General features: G+C 66.6%; 24 protein-coding genes. 17 read left to right on the forward strand and 7 right to left on the reverse strand.

The window, feature by feature from the left end; translation table 11 throughout:
* Positions 1–18 precede the first annotated feature (18 nt).
* Positions 19–873 carry a 3-hydroxybutyryl-CoA dehydrogenase gene (locus M1248_RS18185; RefSeq protein ID WP_317149270.1) on the forward strand — a complete coding sequence of 285 codons (855 nt, stop codon included), beginning with the start codon at positions 19–21 and terminating at the stop codon, positions 871–873.
* A gap of 33 nt (positions 874–906) precedes the next feature.
* Here M1248_RS18185 and M1248_RS18190 read toward each other — a convergent pair whose 3' ends face one another.
* Complete coding sequence (locus M1248_RS18190) at positions 907–1,770, reverse strand: polyphosphate kinase 2 family protein (RefSeq protein ID WP_317149271.1); 864 nt, start codon at positions 1,768–1,770, stop codon at positions 907–909.
* Positions 1,771–1,774: 4 nt separating this feature from the next.
* Entirely contained in the window at positions 1,775–2,479 is a 705-nt protein-coding gene (locus tag M1248_RS18195; RefSeq protein ID WP_317149272.1) for a TetR/AcrR family transcriptional regulator, read from the reverse strand.
* Between the two features lie 106 nt (positions 2,480–2,585).
* On the opposite strand from M1248_RS18195, the gene M1248_RS18200 reads away from it, so the two are divergent.
* From M1248_RS18200 to M1248_RS18240, 9 genes are all read left to right on the forward strand, one after another.
* Entirely contained in the window at positions 2,586–3,902 is a 1,317-nt protein-coding gene (locus tag M1248_RS18200; RefSeq protein ID WP_317149273.1) for a DUF445 domain-containing protein, read from the forward strand.
* Between the two features lie 91 nt (positions 3,903–3,993).
* Positions 3,994–4,443 (forward strand): helix-turn-helix domain-containing protein, encoded by a 450-nt coding sequence (locus M1248_RS18205; protein ID WP_317149274.1) that lies wholly within the window; start codon positions 3,994–3,996, stop codon positions 4,441–4,443.
* Positions 4,444–4,528: 85 nt separating this feature from the next.
* Positions 4,529–5,167 carry a heparin-binding hemagglutinin gene (locus M1248_RS33405; RefSeq protein WP_410506686.1) on the forward strand — a complete coding sequence of 213 codons (639 nt, stop codon included), beginning with the start codon at positions 4,529–4,531 and terminating at the stop codon, positions 5,165–5,167.
* Between the two features lie 73 nt (positions 5,168–5,240).
* Positions 5,241–5,537, forward strand: a complete 297-nt coding sequence (locus tag M1248_RS18215) for a DUF2516 family protein (protein ID WP_083124174.1) — start codon at positions 5,241–5,243, stop codon at positions 5,535–5,537.
* On the forward strand, positions 5,494–5,967 hold the full coding sequence (locus tag M1248_RS18220; RefSeq protein WP_317149275.1) for a DUF2599 domain-containing protein: 474 nt from the start codon (positions 5,494–5,496) through the stop codon (positions 5,965–5,967). The genes M1248_RS18215 and M1248_RS18220 overlap by 44 nt, the downstream gene beginning before the upstream one ends.
* Entirely contained in the window at positions 5,967–6,710 is a 744-nt protein-coding gene (gene deoC, locus M1248_RS18225) for a deoxyribose-phosphate aldolase (protein WP_317149276.1), read from the forward strand. Before M1248_RS18220 ends, deoC begins: the two co-directional genes overlap by 1 nt.
* A gap of 99 nt (positions 6,711–6,809) precedes the next feature.
* Positions 6,810–7,079, forward strand: coding sequence for a hypothetical protein (locus tag M1248_RS18230; RefSeq protein WP_163734461.1), 270 nt, complete (start codon positions 6,810–6,812; stop codon positions 7,077–7,079).
* Positions 7,072–8,679 (forward strand): protease pro-enzyme activation domain-containing protein, encoded by a 1,608-nt coding sequence (locus M1248_RS18235; RefSeq protein WP_410506689.1) that lies wholly within the window; start codon positions 7,072–7,074, stop codon positions 8,677–8,679. Before M1248_RS18230 ends, M1248_RS18235 begins: the two co-directional genes overlap by 8 nt.
* Positions 8,676–10,478: a zinc ribbon domain-containing protein gene (locus tag M1248_RS18240; protein ID WP_317149277.1), complete on the forward strand. Its 1,803-nt coding sequence runs from the start codon at positions 8,676–8,678 to the stop codon at positions 10,476–10,478. Before M1248_RS18235 ends, M1248_RS18240 begins: the two co-directional genes overlap by 4 nt.
* A gap of 3 nt (positions 10,479–10,481) precedes the next feature.
* On the opposite strand, the gene M1248_RS18245 is transcribed toward M1248_RS18240, so the two are convergent.
* The 4 genes from M1248_RS18245 to M1248_RS18260 are packed head-to-tail and all read right to left on the reverse strand — an operon-like array spanning position 10,482 to position 13,622.
* On the reverse strand, positions 10,482–11,408 hold the full coding sequence (locus tag M1248_RS18245) for a DUF2993 domain-containing protein (RefSeq protein ID WP_317149278.1): 927 nt from the start codon (positions 11,406–11,408) through the stop codon (positions 10,482–10,484).
* Positions 11,405–12,241, reverse strand: a complete 837-nt coding sequence (locus M1248_RS18250; protein WP_317149279.1) for a carbon-nitrogen hydrolase family protein — start codon at positions 12,239–12,241, stop codon at positions 11,405–11,407. The genes M1248_RS18245 and M1248_RS18250 overlap by 4 nt, the downstream gene beginning before the upstream one ends.
* Positions 12,242–12,260: 19 nt before the next feature.
* Entirely contained in the window at positions 12,261–13,052 is a 792-nt protein-coding gene (locus tag M1248_RS18255; protein ID WP_317149280.1) for a class I SAM-dependent methyltransferase, read from the reverse strand.
* Positions 13,053–13,109: 57 nt separating this feature from the next.
* On the reverse strand, positions 13,110–13,622 hold the full coding sequence (locus M1248_RS18260; protein WP_317149281.1) for a DUF2505 domain-containing protein: 513 nt from the start codon (positions 13,620–13,622) through the stop codon (positions 13,110–13,112).
* A gap of 26 nt (positions 13,623–13,648) precedes the next feature.
* Here M1248_RS18260 and M1248_RS18265 point away from each other — a divergent pair, with 26 nt between their 5' ends.
* Together M1248_RS18265 and M1248_RS18270 are read left to right on the forward strand one after the other, a co-directional pair.
* Positions 13,649–14,704, forward strand: coding sequence for a UDP-N-acetylmuramate dehydrogenase (locus tag M1248_RS18265; RefSeq protein ID WP_317149282.1), 1,056 nt, complete (start codon positions 13,649–13,651; stop codon positions 14,702–14,704).
* Between the two features lie 15 nt (positions 14,705–14,719).
* Complete coding sequence (locus tag M1248_RS18270; RefSeq protein ID WP_317149283.1) at positions 14,720–16,018, forward strand: Ig-like domain-containing protein; 1,299 nt, start codon at positions 14,720–14,722, stop codon at positions 16,016–16,018.
* Between the two features lie 90 nt (positions 16,019–16,108).
* On the opposite strand, the gene M1248_RS18275 is transcribed toward M1248_RS18270, so the two are convergent.
* Entirely contained in the window at positions 16,109–16,867 is a 759-nt protein-coding gene (locus M1248_RS18275; protein ID WP_317149284.1) for an SDR family oxidoreductase, read from the reverse strand.
* 172 nt (positions 16,868–17,039) lie between these two features.
* On the opposite strand from M1248_RS18275, the gene M1248_RS18280 reads away from it, so the two are divergent.
* From M1248_RS18280 to M1248_RS18300, 5 genes are all read left to right on the forward strand, one after another.
* The gene (locus M1248_RS18280; RefSeq protein ID WP_317149285.1) at positions 17,040–18,320 is read left to right on the forward strand and encodes an ROK family protein; all 1,281 of its coding nucleotides are present in this window, start codon (positions 17,040–17,042) and stop codon (positions 18,318–18,320) included.
* Positions 18,321–18,356: 36 nt separating this feature from the next.
* A complete protein-coding gene (gene mshA / locus M1248_RS18285) occupies positions 18,357–19,775 on the forward strand; it encodes a D-inositol-3-phosphate glycosyltransferase (RefSeq protein ID WP_410506687.1) in 1,419 nt (472 codons plus the stop codon).
* Positions 19,772–20,311, forward strand: a complete 540-nt coding sequence (locus M1248_RS18290) for a YbjN domain-containing protein (RefSeq protein WP_317149286.1) — start codon at positions 19,772–19,774, stop codon at positions 20,309–20,311. The genes mshA and M1248_RS18290 overlap by 4 nt, the downstream gene beginning before the upstream one ends.
* Before the next feature lie 10 nt (positions 20,312–20,321).
* Positions 20,322–21,068, forward strand: coding sequence for a phosphoglyceromutase (locus M1248_RS18295; RefSeq protein ID WP_163734500.1), 747 nt, complete (start codon positions 20,322–20,324; stop codon positions 21,066–21,068).
* 141 nt (positions 21,069–21,209) lie between these two features.
* The gene (locus M1248_RS18300) at positions 21,210–22,397 is read left to right on the forward strand and encodes a sensor histidine kinase (protein ID WP_163734503.1); all 1,188 of its coding nucleotides are present in this window, start codon (positions 21,210–21,212) and stop codon (positions 22,395–22,397) included.
* The last annotated feature ends 7 nt before the right edge of the window (positions 22,398–22,404 follow it).

Here is a 22,404-nt window from a genome sequence, read left to right on the forward strand (position 1 = left end):
GTCTGTTAGGAAGTACGAGTGAGCATTGAACGGGTCGGCGTCATCGGCGCCGGGCAGATGGGTTCGGGAATCGCCGAGGTATCGGCCAAGGCCGGCGCGGATGTGCTCGTCTACGAGCCGACCGACGAGCTGGTGACCGCGGGAAACCAGCGGCTCACCCAGTCGCTGGAGCGCGCGGCGGCCAAAGGCAAGCTGAGCGAGGACGATCGCGACGCGGCGCTGGCCCGCCTGAAGTTCACCACCGACCTGGCCGACCTGGCTGACCGTCAGCTCGTCATCGAGGCGGTCGTCGAAGACGAGGCGGTCAAGGGCAAGATCTTCGCCGAGCTCGACAGGGTGATCACCGACCCAGATGCGGTACTCGCATCGAACACGTCGAGTATCCCGATCATGAAAATTGCTGCGGCAACGCAGAATCCAAGCCGAGTGCTGGGTCTGCACTTCTTCAACCCGGTGCCGGTCCTGCCGCTCGTCGAGCTCGTCAGCACGCTGGTCACCGCGCCTGAAGCCACCGCGCGCACCGAGCAGTTCGCGAGCGAGGTGCTTGGTAAGAAGGTGGTGCGAACCGGGGATCGGTCGGGCTTCATCGTCAACGCCTTGTTGGTGCCGTATCTGTTGGCAGCCATCAGGATGGCGGAGGCAGGGGTCGCGACCGTCGAGGACATCGATACCGCGGTGGTCGCCGGGCTGTCGCATCCGATGGGCCCGCTGCGGCTGTCGGATCTGATCGGCCTCGACACCATGAAGCTCATCGCCGACTCGATGTACGACGAGTACAAGGACGCGAACTATGCTCCGCCGCCGCTGCTCTTGCGCATGGTCGAGGCGGGACAGCTGGGTAAGAAGTCAGGTCGGGGTTTCTACACGTACTGATGGTCGAGCACGGGTTACCAGGTGGCGAGCGGCTCAAGCCTCGGCGAGTCGCTTCTTCTCGGCCTCGACATCGAAATCGGCTGGGGGCCAAGATAAGTTCATCGACTCGAGCGCCTCGATCAGCAGCTCGGTGATCGCCAGCCTGCTGTACCACTTTCGGTCGCACGGAATCACGTGCCATGGTGCGTAATCGGTCGACGTCTTGTCCAGCAGCGCCTGGTACGCCTCCTGGTACAGCGGCCACTTGAGCCGTTCGTCTATGTCGCCCGGGTTGTACTTCCAGTACTTGTCGGGCCGCTCCAGCCGCTCGGACAGCCGGGCCTTCTGTTCGTCGAGCGAGACGAACATCGCCACCTTGATCAGCGTCATACCGCCATCGACGAGCGCCTTCTCGAAGGCGTTGATCTCGTCATAGCGCGCCCCCCACACATCGGGCGCGACGAGATTGTGCACCCGGACGATCAACACGTCTTCGTAGTGGCTGCGGTCGAAGACCCCGATGTGGCCGGCGGTCGGCAGCGCATTGCGAATACGCCACAGATAATGGTGCGCCAGCTCTTCCTCGGTCGGCTTGACGAAGCTGGTGTACTGGATGCCCTGGGGATTACCGCCTCCCACAACATGTTTGACGATGCCGCCCTTACCCGCGGTATCCATACCCTGCAGCACCAGCAGGATCGAGCGGGTGTCGCCGGAGCGGCTGTTGGCGTACAGCATCTCCTGCAGCTCGGCGAATCGTGCGTTGCGTTCGGCCTGCAATGCCGGGGCGTCGGCCTTCTTACCCCGAAAGCCCGGCGTCGCCCCGGTGTCGATGTCAGCAATCTTGTCGCCGTGATGGAACTCGAGATGGGTATGCGGCTCGTGGGTCCACAAGGACGGCAGGTGTGACTCGCTCATCACCTCAGTCAAGCAGTTGCCGGGGTAAAACCGGCGAAGGATGCGGGTCCTGCCGAAACTTCTCCAGCGATCCGCCGACCTCGACGATGCCGCACAGCGCGCTCCACGACAGCATCGTGAGGTAATCGATCAGTTCGTCTGAACTCATGCGTGGGTTCGACATCCACGAGTGCGTGGCCAGCTGCACGCCGCCAACGGTGTGATACGCCCACGGCTCGACGCCGCCGGTGTCCATCCCCGCCTCGGCCATGCGCCGCCGCAGCATCACCGCGAGCATGCGAGCGATGATCTGCTCCGAGCGCGCGACGGCCTGGCTCTTGGAGGCCGAGTTGTTTGCCATCACGAACTGGTACGGCTCCGGCTCGGCGGCGACGGTTTCCACGTAGACCCCGATGATCCTGCGCGTCAGGTCGTAGCCGTCCAGGTTGGATGAGAGAGCCGAAGCCATATTCGGGATCAGTGTGGTCTGCGCGAACCGCATCATCACCGCGGTCGTCAGGTCGTTCTTGTCGACGAAGTAGCGGTAGAGCACCGTCTTGGACACACCGATCTCGGCTGCGATCTCGTCCATGCTGACGTTGCTGCCGCGGCGCCGAATCGCCTCCAGGGTGCCATCGACCAGCTCGTTGCGCCGTTCCACCTTGTGCTGGTGCCAGCGCCTCTTGCGTCCATCGGTCTTGACCGCGACGGACGAGATTTGTTCTGCCACGATCGCCGTAATCCCGTTCCCTAGTTCCCCTCGATAGTACGGGTGATCTTGCGTTCGAGCGCTGTCGGCTGGAACCGCCACTCCGCGGGTAGCGGATGATGTAGGTGTGGCACACAGACCGAGCGCCGGCAACCCGGCTCCGCGTAGCTTCGCCGAGTCGCTGGCGGCTGCTGACAGTGGCGCCGATGCCGAGCGCCAACGCGGCCTGCGGCGGATGAAGGTCGTCGCGGTGTCGTTCCTGCTCGGTGCCACGGTGATCTTTCTCGTATGCACCTGGGCTCAGTCCCAGGGGGCGGCGCCGTGGGTTGGGTATGTCCGCGCCGCAGCCGAAGCGGGCATGGTCGGCGCGCTGGCCGACTGGTTCGCTGTCACCGCGCTGTTCAAGCATCCGCTGGGTATCCCGATCCCGCACACCGCGATCATCAAGCGCAAGAAAGACCAACTCGGCGAGGGGCTGGGGACGTTCGTCCGCGAGAACTTCTTGTCACCCGAAGTCGTGGAGGCCAAACTGCGCGACGCGCAAGTCGCCGGACGCCTTGGCAAGTGGGTCTCCGAGCCGGTCCACGCCCAGCGCGTAGCGGCCGAAACATCAACGGTGCTGCGGGTTCTGGTGGAGATGCTGCGCGACGAGGACGTCCAGCATGTGTTGGATCGCATGATCATCAAGCGCATCGCCGAGCCGACATGGGGCCCGCCGATCGGCCGCGTCCTGGCCACCCTGCTCGCCGAGGGCAGGCAGGAAGCACTGATCCAGCTGCTGGCCGATCGGGCCTTCCAATGGTCGCTCAACGCCGGCGAGATCATCGAGCGCGTCATCGAACGCGACTCACCCACCTGGTCGCCACGCTGGGTCGACCACCTCGTCGGCGATCGCATCCACCGCGAGCTCATGGACTTCACCGACAAGGTGCGCCGCAACCCCGACCACGAACTGCGACGCTCGGCGACCCGCTTCCTTTTCGAGTTCGCCGACGACCTCCAGCACGACGAGGCCACGATTCAGCGCGCCGAGAACGTCAAGGAACAACTCATGGCCCGCGATGAGGTGGCGCGGGCGGCGGAGACGGCTTGGAGTGCTGCCAAGCGGATCATCCTCGAATCGGTCGACGACCCGTCGTCGGCTCTGCGGACCCGCATCACCGACTCGGTCGTGCACATCGGTGAGTCGCTTCGCGACGATGCCGATCTCCGCGACAAGGTCGACAACTGGATCATCAGAGCGGCTCAGCATCTGGTGTCGGAATATGGGGTGGAGATCACAGCGATCATCACCGAGACCATCGAGCGCTGGGACGCGGACGAGGCCAGTCGCCGCATCGAATTGCATGTGGGTCGTGACCTGCAGTTCATCCGAATCAACGGCACCGTCGTGGGTTCGCTCGCGGGTCTGATCATCTATTCGATAGCCCAGCTACTCTTCTGACCTGCGCTAACTAGTGCTTGCAAAAGTTAGCACCCCGTCGTACCGTGGGATGTGTCGTTACCGGTTACCCGATGCTCGAGGGGGGTCACGCATGCCGCAGGATGAGAAGATCGCCGCAGTGGTGTCCAACGCTGCACAGGACATCGGCACCTTCATTCGCACGCAGCGCGAGGCAGCCCAGGTATCGGTACGGCAGTTGGCCGAGAAGGCTGGCGTCAGTAATCCCTACCTCAGTCAGATCGAGCGGGGATTGCGGAAACCCTCCGCCGATGTGCTCAACCAGATCGCCAAGGCGCTGCGGGTGTCCGCGGAAGTTCTCTACATAAGGGCGGGAATCCTGGAGCCCAGCGAGAACAACGAAGTCCGCGACGTCATCATCACCGACTCGGCGATCACCGAGCGGCAAAAGCAGGTGCTGCTCGAGATCTACACGTCGTTCGTCCAGCAGAACGAGGCCCAGCACGACGAGGGCCAGCAGAACGGGGACCTGCAGATCGAAGCCGCGCGGGTCCAGACCGACGAGGAGCAGACGACTGAATAGAAATTCGCACCGCATTTAGTCCAACCGAACCGTCCGTTTGAAGTTCTGAACACCAAATCTCCAGAAAGTGAAAGGAAACACCGACATGGCTAAGAACACCCCGGCCAAGAACAAGAACCAGCCGACCGCTGACGACCTGAAGGCCCCGCTGCTTGCCGCAGTCGGCGCTGCCGATCTGGCCCTCGAGCGCGTCAACGAGATCGTCGCGGCCCTGCGCGAGCGTGCCGAAGATGCGCGCAGCGATGCCGGGACCCGCGTGGAAGAGACCCGCGCCCGTGTGACCAAGCTGCAGGAAGAGCTGCCCTCGCAGTTCGGCGATCTGCGTGAGCGCCTGAGCTCCGAGGAGGTGCGCAAGTTCGCCGAGACCTACGCCGAGGCCGCGCAGACCTCCTACAACAAGCTGGTCGAGCGTGGTGAGGCCGCCCTCGAGCGCCTGCGCAGCCAGCCGGCTCTCGAAGAGGCCGCCGGTCGCGTCGAGCGCTACTCGGACCAGGCCGTCGAGCTGACCCAGGAAGCGCTGGGCAACGTCGCCACCCAGACCCGTGCGGTCGGCGAGCGCGCCGCCAAGCTGGTCGGTGTCGAGCTGCCGAAGAAGGCCCAGAAGGCCGCGGCGCCCGCGAAGAGCGCCGCCAAGAAGGCTCCGGCCAAGGCCCCCGCCAAGAAGGCCGCCGCCAAGAAGGCTCCGGCCAAGAAGGCCCCGGCCAAGAAGGTCACGCAGAAGTAGCATTTCGGCACTTGGTCGCCCGGCTGGGCGAGTAAGAGTCGACCAGGGGACGTAGCCCGCATACGCTTGGAGCGTGCAGCTCCAAAACTTGGCGGGTTACGTCCTCTTGTTGTTGGCGGTCGTCGTACTGGCCTTCACCCTCTATGCCTTCGTGCACGCCGCCATGCAGCGGCCCGACGCGTATACCGCCGCGGGCAAGCTCACCAAGCCGGTCTGGCTGCTGATCATCGGCGGTGCAGGCGCCTTCGCCCTGCTCACCAGCCTCGCCGGAGTCTCTGTTTTCGCGATTGCGATCGCTGCTGTCGCGACCGGCATCTACCTTGTCGATGTGCGGCCGAAGATCCTGGAAATTCAAGGGAAGTCCCGTTAACCGGCGTTTCGTCGCGGCTGCGGTCGCGACGGTCTTCGTACCCCTCACCTTCGCGCCCGCCGCCCCGGCCACTGCGGCGCCCGCGCCGCCGGCCAGTCCGGCGCCCCCGCCCCCCTACGTCGACCACGTCGAATGGGCGAAGTTCGGCGACCTCTCGAGTCTGCGGGTGTATCCGACCGCTGCGGGCCGGCAGGCGTCGCTGGTCGCGACCGTCGACACCGAGGCCGCAGCATGGCAAGAGGTGCTGGCCCTGTCGCCCGACGCCGCGATGCCCGGAATGTACGAACAATTCGTTTGCCACTGGGAGTTGGCCGAACTCGGCCGCCCCGGAAAGACCAGTTGGAATCTCGAGCCGTGGCGGCCCGAGGTCGATGACGGCACGTTGATCGCGACGGGTTGTAATCCGGGCGGGACCGAGGAACCGTTTTAGTGGCTCGGTGGGCAGGAGCGGAGCGACCCGGGAATGGGCAGAGCTACTGCCGCGATGACGTGGCCGCGCTCATCGATCACACTCTGCTCAAACCCGAAGCCACCGAACACGACGTTGCGCGACACGTTGAGGAAGCGACCGAACTCGGGGTGTACGCGATCTGTGTGTCACCGTCCATGGTCGCCATCGCGGAGCGAGCCGGCGCGGGCGCCAAGCCCATCGCCGCAGTCGTCGGATTCCCTTCGGGCAAGCATCTTTCGGCAATCAAGGCCGAGGAGGCGCGCGTTGCGGTGTCGGACGGGGCCGCTGAGATCGACATGGTGATCGACATCGGCGCCGCGGTGTCCGGCGACTTCACCGCCGTAGGGGCGGATGTCGCCGCGGTCCGGTCGGCGATCGGTGGCGACGTCGTCCTGAAGGTGATCGTGGAGTCGGCGGCGTTGCTCAGCATCGTTGGAGAGGATGCGCTGGTGTCGGCGTCCAGGACCGCCGCCGATGCCGGCGCCGACTTCGTGAAGACCTCCACCGGGTTTCACCCGGCGGGGGGCGCATCGGTGCACGCGGTGGAGCTCATGCGTGGGGCTGTCGGCCCGAGTGTCCAGGTCAAGGCGAGTGGCGGCATACGTACGACAGCCGATGCGCTGTCGATGCTCGACGCCGGCGCGACCCGGCTGGGACTGTCTGGGACTCGGTCGGTGCTAGACGGATTGAAGGGGGCGGAGCGCGTTATTGACGCAAACTAGTAATATTTGCTGAGTTCGATTTACGAGTGTGCCAAAAGTGTGCGAAGATCTAGATCAAGCTCACCTATTCCGCTGGTGATAATCCGATAGGATGGAAAGATGACGACCGACAATCGTTTGCTTCGTCGAGTTTCAGCAGTTGCGGGAATTGGAGCCATCGCCGCGATGGGCTTCTTCACCGCATCGTGCGCCAAGGAAGAGGAAAAGGCGCCAGAGACCACCACGACCACCACTACGACCACGACTTCCGCCGCACCGGTCGAGCCGACCGAGAAGGCTCCCCGCCTGGAGCCGGGCGGACCGAACCCGTTCTCGCCGAGCGTTATTGCGCCGCCGGCACCGGAGGCCACGCCTGGCCGCCATCGCTGATAGGCGACTCCGGGTTCAGGCCAGGCTCTCGGCACTCGTCGCCGCAGCGGCGCTGACCGCCACCAGCTTCAGCGCCGCTTGCGCGCGGCAATCTCCCGACCCGATCACGGGTCCCTACGCAGCATTGCTGGCGAGTTCGGCCGACCTCGGCCCGTCGCATTCTGCTGACACCCAACTGACCGTCACGCTCGCAGACCCGACGCAGGCACCGGCATTGACCCGATGGGCCGGTGATCGAGGCCTGTGGGTACGTACCCGCCCTGGTGACGGCTGGGCCATCGTCGAGGGTCCGGCCGCTGAGGTGTCGCGGGCATTCGACGTGCCCATCCACGACTACCGCGGCCGTAAGGGCCAGGTGTTCTACGCGTCCACCCATCAACCGTCGATACCGTCACCCCTGCGTGGCGTGGTGGCGGGGGTGGGCCGGATCAACAGCTACACCCCGCACCACCTGAAGAGCCCCGGGTTCCTGCCCCTCGATGTGCGGTGGGGTGGGCTGACCCCCGACGGTCTGCTGCAGGCTTACAACGCCGACCCGCTGGCCGAGCAAGGCATCACCGGTAAAGGCCAGACGATCGTCTTCTTCGCGTTCGACAGCGCCGACCAGGAGGACTTGGACCTCTTCGCCGACACCTCCGAACTGCCCCGATTCACCCCGGTGATCGTCGGCGGGAAGCCCGAGGAACAGCACGGCGAAACCGCGATGGATCTTCAAGTGGCCCATGCGATTGCGCCGGACGCCCGGCTCGTCGTCGTCAACGCCCGGGCCACGGTCCAGGGCGACGGCGCCTTCGAGAAGATCGGCAAGATGTTCGAAGAGGCCGACCGCCAGTTCCCCGGGGCGGTGTGGAGCCTGTCGATCGGATGGGGTTGCGACAAGCTCGTCACTGCGGCGGATCTGGCGCCGGTGGCGGCGGCGCTCGAAAGGGCGCAGCGTCGTGGCACCTCCGCGTTCGACGCGAGCGGCGACAACGCGGGCCTCGAGTGCAAAGCCAGCGACGCATGGTCGGCCCCACCGGGTCCCGATGACATTGGCCTGGACGCGGTCTCGTCGATACCGGCGATGACGACGGTCGGTGGCACGACGTTGTCGACAAGCCCTCGCGGCGACTGGGTGGGGGAACGCCCATGGGTGGATTCACCGCTGTCCCAAGGCTCGACCGGTGGTGTGTCGGTGCTGTTCGACCGGCCGCAATGGCAGAGCCAGCTGAACATCGAGCAGGACCCCCAGCGTCGCCGCCTCGTGCCCGATGTCGCGGCGGTCGGGGATCCCTTCACCGGCGTCAGGTTCATCTACAAGCAGACCGAGGTGCTCGGCGGCGGCACGTCGCAGTCGGCGCCGATCTGGGCCGCGATGACCGCGCTGATGAACCAGTACCTCGTCGAGCGCGGCGGCCATCAGATCGGGAACGCGAACCCGCTGCTGTACCGCGTGGCCGCCGGTTCGTATCTACCGGGATTCCGTAACGTAGGCCGCGGCGGGAACGCGGTCTACTACTCGAATCCCGGCTACGACCTGGTGACCGGACTGGGTAGCCCGAACATCGACAACCTCGCCCGCAATATCCTCGGACTCCAGAAGGGGGTGGCGCCTCGGTGAGCAGCCCAGGTGGCTCATCCACCATGGTCTGTCGGGCGTGCGAAACCGAAGTACCCGACGCGGGCTTCTGCGGCAGTTGCGGCGCAAAACAGGCCGGCGGACAAGGGCGTTTGCGCCTTGGCGCGTACGCGGTCGCCCCGAACGAACACACTCTGCTGCCATTCTTCGTCACGTCGCTTTTCCCGCAGCTGTCACAGCGGTCGCACATGGTCTTTCGGGTGGGGCTGGCGGTGCCCCTCCTCGGGGTGATCGCGTTCGCATTGCTGCGGTGGCAGGCGCCGCTGATCACGGTGGGCGCGCTCGGACTGCTGATCCTGTTCGTGCTGTTTCTGCGCGAATCCGACGTCGACGACGATCTGCCGCGCGGCTTGTTGGCGCTGACCGCCGCGATGGGAATCGCCTTGGGTGTCGGCTGTGCCTACGCCGTCAACGAGTTCGTCCCCGACGACTACGTCTTGACGCTGGGAAGCGAGTACACCACACAGACGCCGTTCGACAAGGTGCTCGTGATCGTGACCCCGGTCTTCTACGCGCTGCTGATGCTGATTCCGACGGCGGTGATTCGGCTGATCCAGCGCGGACCACGGGAGTCGTTGGACGGCTATGTAATCGGGGCGCTCGGGTCGATCAGTTTCACCTCCGCGGCGACCTTGACGCTGCTGTCTCCTCAGTTCGAGACGGGGATCAGGGCCAGCGACCGAGCGGTCGACACCTTGGTCGTGCAAGCCGGAATTCAGCTGATCGCCGTGCCTCTGACGGCGGCGATGCTCGGCGGGTTGTTCGGGATGGCACTGTGGTTCGGCCGTCGGACCCTCATCGCGATCAGCGTGCTGTTGATCCTCGGCTTGTACGCCCTGTTCGGTCTGATGGATCTCGAGACGATTCCGATATTCGCGGAGTTGGTGCTCTACCTGTTCATCGCGCTGTTCGCCGTGATCGCGCTCAGGCTCGGCGTCCAGTTCGTCTTGATGACCAAGGATCACGACCCGGGAACCCACAGCGGGTTTCTGCGCTGCTTTCACTGTCACTACGTTGAGCCCGACATGCCGTTCTGCCCCAATTGCGGGGTCGCCACGCATGCGGCATCGCGGTCCTCGCGCGATGTTCGACGCACCGCACACGATGTCGAGACCGCGCCGGTGCGTCGCCCGAGCCATGCCCGTCTGATGACGGCGCTGGCCATCGGCACGGCGGTCGCGGCGGCTGCGGGCATCGCCGCCGCGTTTGCGTCCACGCCCGCGGTGGTCGCCTATCAATGCCCGCCCGACTGCGGACGTCCGCCGATCTACGAACCGATCGAATCGTATCCGCGTTACGTCTCCGAGGACGGCGCGTTCTCGGTGCAGTACCCCGGGCCGGGAACGGCTTACGTGGCCACACTGCAGCCGGATGGCGTCGAATTGAAATTCACCGGCGGCGACACCGGCACCATGGAGTTGTTCGGACAGCCCGCCGAGGGTAAGACGGCGAAGCAGATTACGGAAAGCCTTGTCGCCGAACATTTCCCGAATGCGACCGTCGATTATCAGATCCCCAACGCCATGGTCGGCTACGAACCCGGGTATGGCGTCGTCTACGACGAGTATCCACAGGACGCCCGCGGATCGTTCGCCCGGCTGCGGCTCCTCGTCATGGTCGCGGTCAAGAACGACTATGCGTTGGCTGCCGCCGCGATCGGGCCGTACCGCGAGTTCACCCGGGACGACGGGCCGGGCCACCCATCCGCAGCGAATCTGCAGCTTGCCATGGATATGGGCAAGTACGTCAACAGTTTTCGGTGGACAGAGCCGAAGGACTGACCGTCAGATGCTCGAGAAGCAGGAGTCTTGCTCGCTCCTGGGGATCGTCGCGTTCTGGGTGGAGAACTGGGTTTCCACGCCCGCGTCCGTCACCTTCACCGAGTCGGCCTTGATGTCCATCGGCAGCTCCTGCTCCAACTGGGCGGTGAGCGAGTCGAGTGCGGGCTGAATCGTCTCCCGCGGCAACGTGAAACCGAGCCCGGTCAGCTCCGTCACCTCCAGCGTCAGAGCGCCGTTCTTGACCGTTGGCTTGGTGACGATGCTGCCGAGTGCCGCCTCCAACTCGACCGTGCCATCGGACGGGTTGGTTGTGACGCCGGAGATCAACGATCCGACGAGCGGAATGGCGTCCTGAATGGACTGTGACATGCCGGCCGATGTCCAGTCGATCTTCGCGACGAGCGACCCGATCGTGCCGCCGCTACCGGAGCCGGCGTCTTCATTCAGTTTGACGTTCTCGACGGTCACATCGGCTTTCATGCCCTGCAAACTGCCGATCTGATTGCCCGCGGTTTCGATGTGCAGGCTCGAATAGTGCCTGGACATGTGCTGTATCAGGAAGGGCGGCATGAAGGCGAAGGACACCTCGGCCTTGTCCTCGACAAGACATTCGACGGCGGAGGCGACCCTGGTCTCGCCTTCGTTGCGGGCGTACAGCTCGACGCCGATCAGCGCTGCCGCGATGACCGCGACGACGATGACCAGCGTCAGAACGATGGACAGCGGGTCGCGAAGGAAGCCCTTCGACCGCTTCTTGGGGGTGGGCTCCTCCTGCTGCGGCGCCGACGTCTGCGGCCCGGGCCCCTGGGGTGGCGGCGCCGAGTAACCCGGCGGCGGGCCCTGCGGCGGGTGTTGCGGGTACTGCGGCTGGCTCTGCGGGTACTGAGGTGGGCCCTGCGGCTGGTTGCGGCCGTCCCAAGGGTCTGTCATCCCCGCGATTCTGCCTTACGCCATAGGTGATCTGTGCGGTTGTGCATGACCGCGATGGTTTCGCGGACCTTCCGGGCCGCATCGAGGTCGACATCGGTGACGAGCAGAGCCGGATCGTCACCCGCCGATGCGACGACCTCGCCCACCGGAGACGCGACGACGCTGCCGCCCACCCCGGTGGGTCCCAGCGCCGCGATTTCGTCGCCCGGATAGGCCTGATCGACTGCGGCGACGAAACCCGTCGTGTCGATCGCACGGGCGCGGGCCAGCAGCGTCCACTGGTCAAGCTTGCCGGCACCGGTGCCCCACGATGCATGGACGGTGATGAGTTGTGCTCCGCGGCGGGCCAATTCGATGTACAGCTCAGGGAAGCGGACGTCGTAACACAGGGTGAGGCCGACGGTGACTGGACCTGCGTCACCGTCGACCGAGATCACCACGGGCTCGCGGCCCGGCGCCACGGTATTCGACTCGGTGAACCCGAACGCGTCGTAGAGATGGATCTTGTCGTAGTGGGCGTCCACTCCCGGTCCCGTCGCGATCAGGGTGTTCGTCACCCGCGCCCGCCCATCTCGGGTGTCGGCGGGGACGAACATGCCGGCGACGACGACGGTGCCTGCGCGCTCGGCGATCTGCCGCACTCCCGTCGCCCATGGGCCGTCGAGCGGTTCGGCGATCGAGGCCAGCGAAGCGCCGAAGCGGCACATCGTCGCCTCCGGGAACAACACCAGCCGCGCACCGGCATCGGCTGCGCGCCGGGTGTAGTCCTCGACCAGGCCGAGGTTGGCCGCGGGGTCGGTGCCGCTGCGGATTTGTGCCAGGGCCACACGCATGATCACCAGCGTAGGACGTTCAGGCGAGGGGATTAGGCGCCACGGCCTGCCACGGCACCGTCAGCACGCCGTCGCGCATCCGTCGTCGCGGTGGATCGACCTGGAAGCCGCTGTTGCGCAGGAGATCCAGCATTGCCCGCCAGCGCACCCTCGGGCCGAAGACACCGTGGCCCGCGACGCTGGCCCACGCGTGATCGGCCGCCGCGAGCAAAGCGTGGATCGGCTGACCACCGACATTGTGATGGATCAGCACCTTGGGCAGTCGCACGGCGAGGTCGGACGGGCGCTCGATGGCGAACGGGTCGCAGGCCAGCGTGAGGCTCAGCGGACCGTCGGCGTCGAGCAGCACCCAACAGCAGAGCCTGCCGAGTTCATCGCACGTGCCGTCGACGATCAGACCGCCGGGAGCCAACTGCGCTTGCATCGTCGACCACGCCTCGGCCACCGCGACGACGGGATATTGACGCAGCACGTTGAATGCGCGCACCAGGGCGGGGCGCCGCCCCGCCAATTCGAAACCGCCGAGGGCGAATTCAACGGTGTCGCTACCCGCGGCTCGTGCGGACGCGACTCGGTCGGGGTGGATTTCGAGGCCGATGACCCGAACGTCGTTGCGCACCATCCGCAGTCGCTCGGCCAGTTCGAGGGTCGTCACCGGCAACGCGCCGTAGCCGAGGTCGATGACCAACGGGTCGGCGGCGGACAGCAGTGCGGCGCGCACCCGCCGCGAATGCACCAGCCAGCGATCGCTGCGTCGCAGTCTGTTGTAGCCGGTGGTACCTCGCGTGAGCTGTCCAAGGGGGGCAGCCATGAATTCAAGTTTAAGCCGGTGCGGCCCTCGAGCCCCGCACCACGCCGCTGGGCCGACCTAAGTGTTCTCGGCGATCCACACCGTGGTGAAGCGCTGCTCATGGACCAAAAGGTCCACGAGTTGGCTGCCGATGAAGTTCTCGATCTTGCCGCCGACGAGCGGAATGTTCACTTCGACGGTGGCATTGAAGTCCAGCCGCGAGGCGGTGCCGGGATTCGCTGGAGCAAGGGTCGCGCTGCCGTGAAGATGCGCCGGTGCATCCTGAATTCTGAGTTTGACGGTCGCCGCCGCCTGACTGTCGCGGATCGGCGACCACACCTCTTCGCGGATCAACGTCAGGTCTCCGCGATGGAACTGCTGAACCACCCCCGGCAACCGGCTGGCGAGGATCTTCTGCGTGGTCACGATGTCGATACCGCAGTCGTCGCCGAGGATCAGCCGGTCGAGCGAGTAGGCGTCGGCGCCGGACTCCGTCAGGCGGGCCAGCCAGTACCTCTCATCGCGGAATGCGCGGTGGACTTGTTCGACAGTGCCCTCGTACTCGGTCGCCATGTCGAATGAACGCGGCATAGCTGGCCACGCTACCGTTACCGCCCGTGGTCACCTCGCTAATCGGCGGCGCGTCCGTCTCTGAAGCGGTGCCGCTGGCACCGCTGACCACTTTGCGCGTCGGGCCCGTCGCGCGGCGCCTGATCACCTGCGACACCACCCAGAAGGTCGTCGACGTGACGCGCGCGCTGGGCCCCGACAGCGATGCCCTCGTGCTCGCGGGTGGATCGAATGTCGTGCTGGCCGACGACCTCACCGACCTCACCGTCGTCCTGCTCGCCAACACCGAGATCACAGTCAAGGGCAACGTCGTGCGCGCGGAGGCCGGCGCGGCGTGGGACGACGTCGTCGTGACGTCGCTGGCGCACGGGCTGGGCGGGCTGGAATGCCTGTCCGGCATCCCCGGCTCCGCGGGCGCGACACCGGTTCAGAACGTCGGCGCGTACGGCGCCGAGGTTGCCGACACCATCCGGCGGGTTCGCCTGCTCGACCGGCGCACCGGCGCGGACTCCTGGGTGCCACCGTCGGCCCTGCAGTTCGGCTACCGCACCAGCATCCTCAAGCACTCATCGGCAGCGACCGTGCTCGAGGTGGAGTTCGAATTGCGCCCCGACGGACTCAGCGCACCGATGCGCTACGGTGAGCTCGCCAATGCCCTTGGTGCAGAACCGAATTCGCGGATCGACGCCGCCCGTGTGCGGGACGTGGTGCTGGCGTTGCGGGCCGGTAAGGGCATGGTGCTCGACGAGGCAGACCACGACACCTGGAGCGTCGGCTCCTTCTTCACCAATCCCGTCGTCGACCAAGAAGTCTTCGAGAGGCTCAAGGGCAGTGTCGACGGAGTCGTGCCCAACTATCCGGCGCCCGACGGCGTCAAGCTGGCCGCGGGATGGCTCGTCGAGCGTGCCGGCTTCGCCAAGGGCTATCCGGGCAACGACGCTGTAGCGCGGCTTTCGACCAAGCATGCGCTGGCTGTGACCAATCGGGGCACAGCGACGTCATCTGATGTGATTGCGCTGGCCAGGACGGTACGCGACGGTGTCAGAACGACATTCGGGATCGAACTCACCCCCGAACCGATTCTGATTGGCGCCGCTCTCTAGGTACCCTGGGTCCACGTGAGCCCTGCCGATGCCGTGCCCTCAATGCCGGCTATATCCAGACGGCGCGCCTTGACCGCTTTCGCGGTCGGGGTCATCGCGCCGGGCGCTCTGGCGGCCTGCTCCAGGGGGTCCCTGCCCTCGGCCGGCGAGGCGATCGCGCCGCCAGCCCCGTCGCTGACATACCAACCCGCGGACGCCACCGCTGATGTGGTGCCAACCGCGCCGATCGGGATCGAGGTCCGCGACGGCTGGTTCCAGCGGGTCGCGCTGACGAATCCCGAAGGCAAGGCCGTCGCGGGTGCGCTCAACCGCGATCGCACCGCCTTCAACATCACCGAACCGCTCGGCTACGGCGTCGAGTACACGTGGAGTGGCTCGGTGGTCGGCCGTGACGGCAATGCGCAACCCGTCGCAGGCAACTTCACCACCGTCAACCCCAGCGCTCAGGTCAGCGGCCGGTTCCAGCTCGCCGACGGTCAAGTCGTCGGCGTCGCGGCCCCGATCATCATCCAGTTCGACGCGTCGATCAGCGACAAGGCGTCCGTCGAGAAGGCGGTCAAGGTCACCACCGAACCGGCCGTCGAGGGCAGCTGGGCATGGTTGCCCGACGAGGTCGGCGGCTCGCGCATGCACTGGCGCACCAAGGATTACTACCCGGCGGGCACGAAGGTGCACGTCGACGCGAAGCTCTACGGGGTTCCGTTCGGTGACGGCGCGTTCGGCGCGGCGGATTCGACGTTGGCGTTCGAGATCGGCCGCCGTCAGGTGGTCAGGGCCGAGGCGTCGTCGCACCGCATCCAGGTGCTCGACGCCGGCGGCGCGGTCATCATGGACTTCCCGTGCAGCTACGGCGAGGGCGACCTGGATCGCAACGTGACGCGCAGCGGCGTGCACGTCGTCACCGAGAAGTACGAAGACTTCTATATGACCAACCCCGCGGCCGGATACGCCAACGTCCGCGAGAGGTTCGCCGTTCGGATCTCGAACAACGGCGAGTTCATCCACGCCAACCCGGCCAGCCTCGGTTCGCAGGGCAACTCGAACGTCACCAACGGCTGCATCAACCTGTCCGAGTCCGACGCCCAGCAGTATTTCAACAGTGCGATCTACGGCGATCCGGTGGAGGTCACCGGGACCCGGATCCAGCTGTCCTACGCCGACGGCGACATCTGGGACTGGGCGGTTTCGTGGGACGAGTGGACGTCGATGTCCGCGCTGTCGGACCAGGCGTCACCCGTGGGGATTCCCAGCACCGCTCCTGCCACGCCGTCGGGTGCACCGGAGCCCGCCGGCGCAGGTCGCCCCGGCGGCTAGGTCGTTTTCGCCGAACGTGGGTTACCCGCACGCATTCGGGCCTGTCTGCGTGTCACAAGTCCACGCTCGGCGTAGTGGGTTGACTCGTAGCTAGGTCCGGCGGTTGAAGCGCGATCCGCTGGCCCCGCTGACCTGGTCACGCGGCCGCACCACGATCAGATCAAGGTCGACGTGGGACGGACGGCTGGCGACGAATCCGATCACCTCGGCGATGTCCTCGGCCACCAGCGGTGTGACACCTTCGTACACCTTGGCGGCGCGCTCCTCGTCACCGTCGAACCGGCGCAATGAGAAGTCTGTCTTCACCATGCCCGGCGCAACTTCGGTGAGCCGCACCGGCTTTCCAAGCAGCTCGCTGCGCAGCGTGCGGTGCAGTACTCCCTGGGCGTGTTTGGCCGAGGTGTAGCCACCGCCGTTGTCATAGATCTCGACCGCCGCGATCGACGTGACGGTGACGATCAGCCCGTCACCGGAGTCGATCAGCTTCGGCAGCAGTGCGCGGGTGACCCGCAGAGTGCCCAGAACATTGGCCTCCCACATCCACCGCCAGTGCTCGATATCGGCCTCCGCCACCGGTTCCAGGCCGCGCGCGCCGCCGGCGTTGTTCACCAGGACATCGACCCTGTTCAGGCTGTCGGCCAGGGCGTTGACGGCGTCGGAATCAGTGACGTCGGTCACAATTGCGGTGCCACCGATCTCGTCGGCCAGGGCCTGGATCGGCTCGGCGCGCCGGGCTGCGCATACGACATGAAAGCCAAGGGCTGCAAGGGTTCTCGCGGTTGCTGCACCGATACCGGCGCTGGCGCCGGTGACCACCGCGACCCGCCTGTCGGTCTCTGGTGTTGTCATGGGCCCAACTTTAGTTGGCGTGCTAAATTCGCCGTGTGTCCAGGAGTCAGGCTGCCCGCATCACGCGGCATTGTTGTTGTTGCGCACTTCGCCGCTCCTGATTGCGCTGTCCTGATGACAGTCCCCGGGTGTGGCACCGACCCCCCGGCCGACTTCACAAAAGGACACTCCCGTGCGCACCGCATCTCCCACTCTCCATAAGCCCGCCGCCCCCGCTCACGCCAAGCGCGCGCTGCTCGCACGTCACCACGTCGTGGCGCCCTCGCTACGGGTAGCCGAGGCGGCCGCGGGCTCCGTGTTCAGCGCCGCGCGCCTCCGCGGCCCGATCGCGCGTGACGTCATCGCCCAGGTCACCGGACTCAGCATCGCCACGGTCAACCGTCAGGTGACGGCGCTGCTCGATGCGGGAGTCCTTCGGGAGCGCGCCGACCTGGCCGTCTCCGGAGCCATCGGCAGGCCGCGAGTTCCCGTCGAGGTCAACCACGAGCCCTACCTGACCTTGGGCATCCACATCGGTGCGCGCACCACCAGCATCGTGGCCACCGATCTGTTCGGCCGGACGCTCGACGTGGTCGAGACGCCCACGCCGCGTGCCCCACAGGCCGCCGCCCTGGCGTCGTTGGCCGCCAGCGCCCGCCGCTACCTGAGCCGTTGGCACCGCCGCCGCGCTCTATGGGTCGGCGTCGCCGCGGGTGGCGTCGTCGACAGCGCGACGGGTTACCTCGATCATCCGCGGCTGGGCTGGTCGGAGGCTCCCGTCGGGCCGGTGCTCGCCGAAGCGCTCGGCCTGCCGGTGTCGGTCGCCTCCCACGTCGACGCGATGGCCGGTGCCGAACTTCTGCTCGGGGGCCGACGGCTGCCGCTCTCCGAGAGCGCGGGAACAAGCCTGTATGTCTATGCCCGTGAGACCGTCGGCTACGCGCTGTCCATCGGCGGGCGGGTGCATTCGCCGAGCAGCGGACCCGGCACCATCGCCGCGCTGCCCGCGGACTCGGAGCTGCTGGGCGGCACCGGCCAGCTGGAGTCCACCGTGAGCGACGAAGCCGTGCTGATCGCCGCCCGCAGGGCCCGCATCATCAGCGGCGACGGTCCGGCCTCGACGATGCAGGCGGTGCTGCGGGCCGCCCGGCAGGGCAACGAGCAGGCGCAGGGCCTGCTCGCCGAGCGCGCCAGGGTGCTGGGCCAGGCTGTCGCGCTGCTGCGTGACATGCTCAACCCCGACGACCTCGTGGTCGGTGGCCAGGCCTTCACCGAGTATCCGGAGGGCATGGAATTGGTCGAGGCGGCGTACACGCAACGCTCGGTCATGCCGCCGCGTCGGATCCGGGTCACGGCGTTCGGCAATCGGGTGCAGGAGGCCGGCGCCGGCGTGGTGTCCCTCGTCGGGCTCTACGCCGACCCCATCGGTGCGATGAAGCGGGCCCTCAACCGGCGACCCGAGGTGAGTGCGTAGCGGGCCGGTGTCCGGCCACGGTGTAGACATGTGTGTGTGCGCCCAGCCACGGATCTGACAGGCCTTCCGGCTCCGGGGCCTGATGTCGCCGGCCTTCCGGCTCCGGGGCCTGATGTCGCCGGCCTTCCGGCTCCGCGGCCTGATGTTGCTGGCCTTCCGGCTCCGCGGCGAGTAGCCGTTCTTTCGGTCCACACCTCGCCGCTGGCGCAGCCAGGCACCGGAGACGCGGGCGGAATGAACGTTTACGTCCTGCAGAGCGCGCTGCAGATGGCCCGCCGCGGCGTCGAGGTGGAGATCTTCACCAGGGCGACGTCGTCGGCGGATGCGCCCGTCGTGCACGTCGCGCCTGGAGTTCTCGTCCGCAACGTCGTCGCCGGCCCGTTCGAAGGTCTGGACAAGTACGACCTGCCCACCCAGCTGTGCGCCTTCACCGCGGGCGTCCTGCGCGCCGAGGCCACCCACGAACCCGGCTACTACGACGTCGTGCACTCGCACTACTGGTTGTCGGGTCAGGTGGGCTGGCTGGCGCGGGATCGGTGGGCCGTGCCGCTCGTACATACGGCGCACACCCTGGCCGCGGTCAAGAATGCGGCGCTCGCCGACGGCGACGCACCCGAGCCGCCGCTGCGCGCGGTCGGTGAGCAGCAGGTGGCCGACGAGGCCGACCGGATGATCGTCAACACCGAAACTGAGGCACGCCAACTTGTTTCGCTGCACAACGCCGATCCGGCACGCATTGACATCGTCCACCCCGGCGTCGACCTCGAGCTCTTCACACCCGGTGACCGGACCGCGTCACGCACCGCGTTGGGACTGCGCGCCGACGAGCAGGTGCTGGCCTTCGTCGGGCGGATCCAACCGCTGAAGGCGCCCGACGTCCTGCTGCGCGCCGCGGCCCGGCTGACCGGCCGGTTCGGCGCACTGCGGGTACTCGTGGCCGGCGGACCGTCCGGCAGCGGGCTAGCTGCACCCGAGTCGTTGATTCAATTGGCCGACGAACTGGGTATCACCGCACACGTGACGTTTCTGCCGCCGCAGTCGCGCGATCAACTCGTCGACGTGTACCGGGCCGCCGATCTGGTGGCCGTGCCGAGCTATTCGGAATCGTTTGGGCTTGTCGCCATCGAGGCGCAGGCCTGTGGGACGCCCGTCGTGGCGGCCGCCGTCGGCGGGCTGCCGGTCGCGGTGCGCGACGGCGTCACCGGAACGTTGGTCGACGGCCACGACGTGGACGACTGGGCGAACGCCATCGGCGCCGTGTTGGACAAGGGGCCGGAGGCGATGCGCGCGGCCGCCGTCGAGCATGCCGCGACGTTCTCGTGGGCCCGCACCGTCGACGCGCTACTCACCAGCTACGGACGTGCGATGACCGACTACCGCGCCCGTCAGCGCAAGGACGTGGCGGCGCGCCGCAGTGTCCGGCGCTTCACGATCCGGCGCGGGGTGCGTGCGTGACTGCCAGCGTGCGGGACGTCATCGAGCAGACCTGCAAGGAGAACGGCCTCACCTGCACCCGCCATGAAGGCGCCCGCGGCGGGTTACCCGGCATCATCGTCGAACTGCCCGGCGAGCGTCGGCTGACAACCAACACCATCCTGTCCATCGGAGAGCATTCGGTGCGCGTGGAGGCGTTCGTCTGCCGTAAGCCCGACGAAAACCACGAGGGCGTCTACCGGTTTCTGCTGAAGCGCAACCGCCGTCTGTACGGCGTCGCCTACACGCTGGACAACGTCGGTGACATCTACCTCGTCGGGCGGATGGCGCTGGCGTCGGTGACCTCCGACGAGATCGACCGGGTGCTCGGTCAAGTACTCGAAGCCGTCGACTCGGACTTCAACACCTTGCTGGAGTTGGGTTTTCGGTCGTCCATCCAAAAAGAGTGGGAGTGGCGGGTGTCGCGCGGCGAGTCACTGAAGAACTTGCAGGCCTTCGCTCACCTCATCGACGAAGACGAGGCGGACCGCCAAGCCGGCACGAACGGCTCGGGATAGTCTTTCCTCCATGGGAGACTCCACGCTGATTCTGCTGCGGCACGGTGAGAGCGAGTGGAATGCGAAGAACTTGTTCACCGGCTGGGTCGACGTCGACCTCACCGACAAGGGCAGGGCCGAGGCGCTGCGCGCTGGCGAGCTGATCAAGGAGCTCGACCGTCAGCCCGACGTGCTGTACACCTCGCTGCTGCGCCGCGCGATCACCACCGCGAACCTGGCGCTGGACGCCGCGGACCGGCACTGGATTCCGGTGCACCGCGACTGGCGGCTCAACGAGCGGCACTACGGCGCCCTGCAGGGTCTCAACAAGGCCGAGACCAAGGACAAGTACGGCGACGAGCAGTTCATGAAGTGGCGGCGCAGCTACGACACCCCGCCACCGCCGATCGAGGCGGGCAGCACGTTCAGCCAGGACCGCGATCCGCGGTACGCCGATATCGGCGGCGGCCCGCTGACCGAGTGCCTCAAGGACGTCGTCGAGCGATTCGTGCCGTATTTCGAGGGCACGATCGTGCCCGATCTTCGGGCCGGCAAGACCGTGCTGATCGCCGCCCATGGCAACTCGCTGCGCGCGTTGGTGAAGTATCTGGACGGAATGTCGGACGAAGACGTGGTCGGACTGAACATTCCGACCGGCATTCCTCTTCGCTACGACCTGGATTCCGACCTCAAGCCCACGGTCGTCGGCGGCACCTACCTGGACCCCGAGGCCGCGGCGGCGGGCGCGGCCGCAGTTGCTGCGCAGGGCGCGAAGTAGACCGCGACGCAGTGCCGCCGGGCAAACGGCGGGTTAACGGGGGAAAGCCAGGGTTCGAATTTCCTAGATTCCTTCTGTGACTTGTCCCGATTTGGCCGCACGCTGCTGGGATGACGTTCACCGGATGCGTACGATTTTCGCGTGAGTGTGGTAACGGCGCTGCTGCTGTCGGCGCTCGTGGCACTGCTCGCCCTGGTGATCGGTGCGGCGCTCGGGGCGGGGTTGGCGCCCCGTCTGATGGAGCGCAGGCAACGGCGCGCGACCGCGCAGTCGGGGATCACCGTTTCCCAGATGCTCGCCCACATCGTGTCGCAGTCGCCGGTCGGGATCGTCGTGGTCGACACCTACCGTGACGTGGTCTACACCAACGACCGGGCGCGCGAGTTGGGTCTCGTGCGTGACCGGCTGCTCGACGACCGCGCGTGGCTGGCGGCCGAACGCACCCTGACGACCGGCGAGGACGGTGAGGTCGACCTGTCGCCACGAAAGCGTGCTCATCCGGGCCGATCGGGATTATCGATCCGTGGGCACGTCCGCCTGCTGACCGAGCAGGATCGCCGCTTCGCCGTCGTCTACGTCGACGACCAGTCCGAGCATGCGCGGATGGAGGCGACCCGCCGTGACTTCGTCGCCAACGTCAGCCACGAACTCAAGACCCCCGTCGGGGCGATGGGGGTGCTCGCCGAGGCGGTGCTGGCGTCGGCCGACGACCCCGACACAGTGCGCCGGTTCGCCGAGAAGATGTTGGTGGAGTCGAATCGGCTGGGCAACATGGTGGGCGAGCTGATCGAGCTGTCGCGGCTGCAGGGCGCCGAACCGCTGCCCGACCTGGAAGCCGTCGACGTCGACACCGTGGTGGCCGAGGCGTTGTCGCGGTACAAGGTGGCCGCCGACAACGCCGACATCGCGATCACCACCGACGCGCCGACCGGATTCCGTGTGCTGGGCGACCAGCCGCTGTTGGTCACCGCCATCGCGAACCTGGTGTCCAACGCAATTGCGTACTCGCCTAACGGTTCTGCGGTGTCGATCAGCAGGCGCCGCCGCGGCGACAACATCGAAATCGCCGTCACCGACCGCGGTTTCGGCATCGCCAGCGCGGATCAAGAGCGGGTGTTCGAACGGTTCTTCCGCGTCGACAAGGCGCGTTCCCGGGCCACCGGCGGCACGGGACTCGGATTGGCGATCGTGAAACACGTCGCCGCCAACCACAACGGAACCATCCGGCTGTGGAGTCAACCAGGAACGGGATCGACGTTCACCCTGTCGATTCCGGCATATCCGCAGGGTGACGATGACCTAGAAGTGCACGTCGAACGAGAGGACTAGCTAGACA

Origin of the sequence: Mycobacterium sp. 29Ha (assembly GCF_032883055.1) — a bacterium.
In the GTDB taxonomy this organism is placed as follows: Bacteria; Actinomycetota; Actinomycetes; order Mycobacteriales; family Mycobacteriaceae; genus Mycobacterium; species Mycobacterium gallinarum.

Bases quoted from the DNA above. Each gene is read 5' to 3' on its own strand.
- M1248_RS18250 (WP_317149279.1), bottom strand. From the start codon at position 12,241: ATGCGTGTGGCCCTGGCACAAATCCGCAGCGGCACCGACCCCGCGGCC.
- M1248_RS18275 (WP_317149284.1), bottom strand. From the start codon at position 16,867: ATGACAACACCAGAGACCGACAGGCGGGTCGCGGTGGTCACCGGCGCC.
- M1248_RS18295 (WP_163734500.1), top strand. From the start codon at position 20,322: ATGGGAGACTCCACGCTGATTCTGCTGCGGCACGGTGAGAGCGAGTGG.
- M1248_RS18245 (WP_317149278.1), bottom strand. From the start codon at position 11,408: ATGACAGACCCTTGGGACGGCCGCAACCAGCCGCAGGGCCCACCTCAG.
- M1248_RS33405 (WP_410506686.1), top strand. From the start codon at position 4,529: ATGGCTAAGAACACCCCGGCCAAGAACAAGAACCAGCCGACCGCTGAC.
- M1248_RS18260 (WP_317149281.1), bottom strand. From the start codon at position 13,622: ATGCCGCGTTCATTCGACATGGCGACCGAGTACGAGGGCACTGTCGAA.
- M1248_RS18220 (WP_317149275.1), top strand. From the start codon at position 5,494: ATGTGCGGCCGAAGATCCTGGAAATTCAAGGGAAGTCCCGTTAACCGG.
- M1248_RS18255 (WP_317149280.1), bottom strand. From the start codon at position 13,052: ATGGCTGCCCCCCTTGGACAGCTCACGCGAGGTACCACCGGCTACAAC.
- M1248_RS18190 (WP_317149271.1), bottom strand. From the start codon at position 1,770: ATGAGCGAGTCACACCTGCCGTCCTTGTGGACCCACGAGCCGCATACC.
- M1248_RS18205 (WP_317149274.1), top strand. From the start codon at position 3,994: ATGCCGCAGGATGAGAAGATCGCCGCAGTGGTGTCCAACGCTGCACAG.
- M1248_RS18230 (WP_163734461.1), top strand. From the start codon at position 6,810: ATGACGACCGACAATCGTTTGCTTCGTCGAGTTTCAGCAGTTGCGGGA.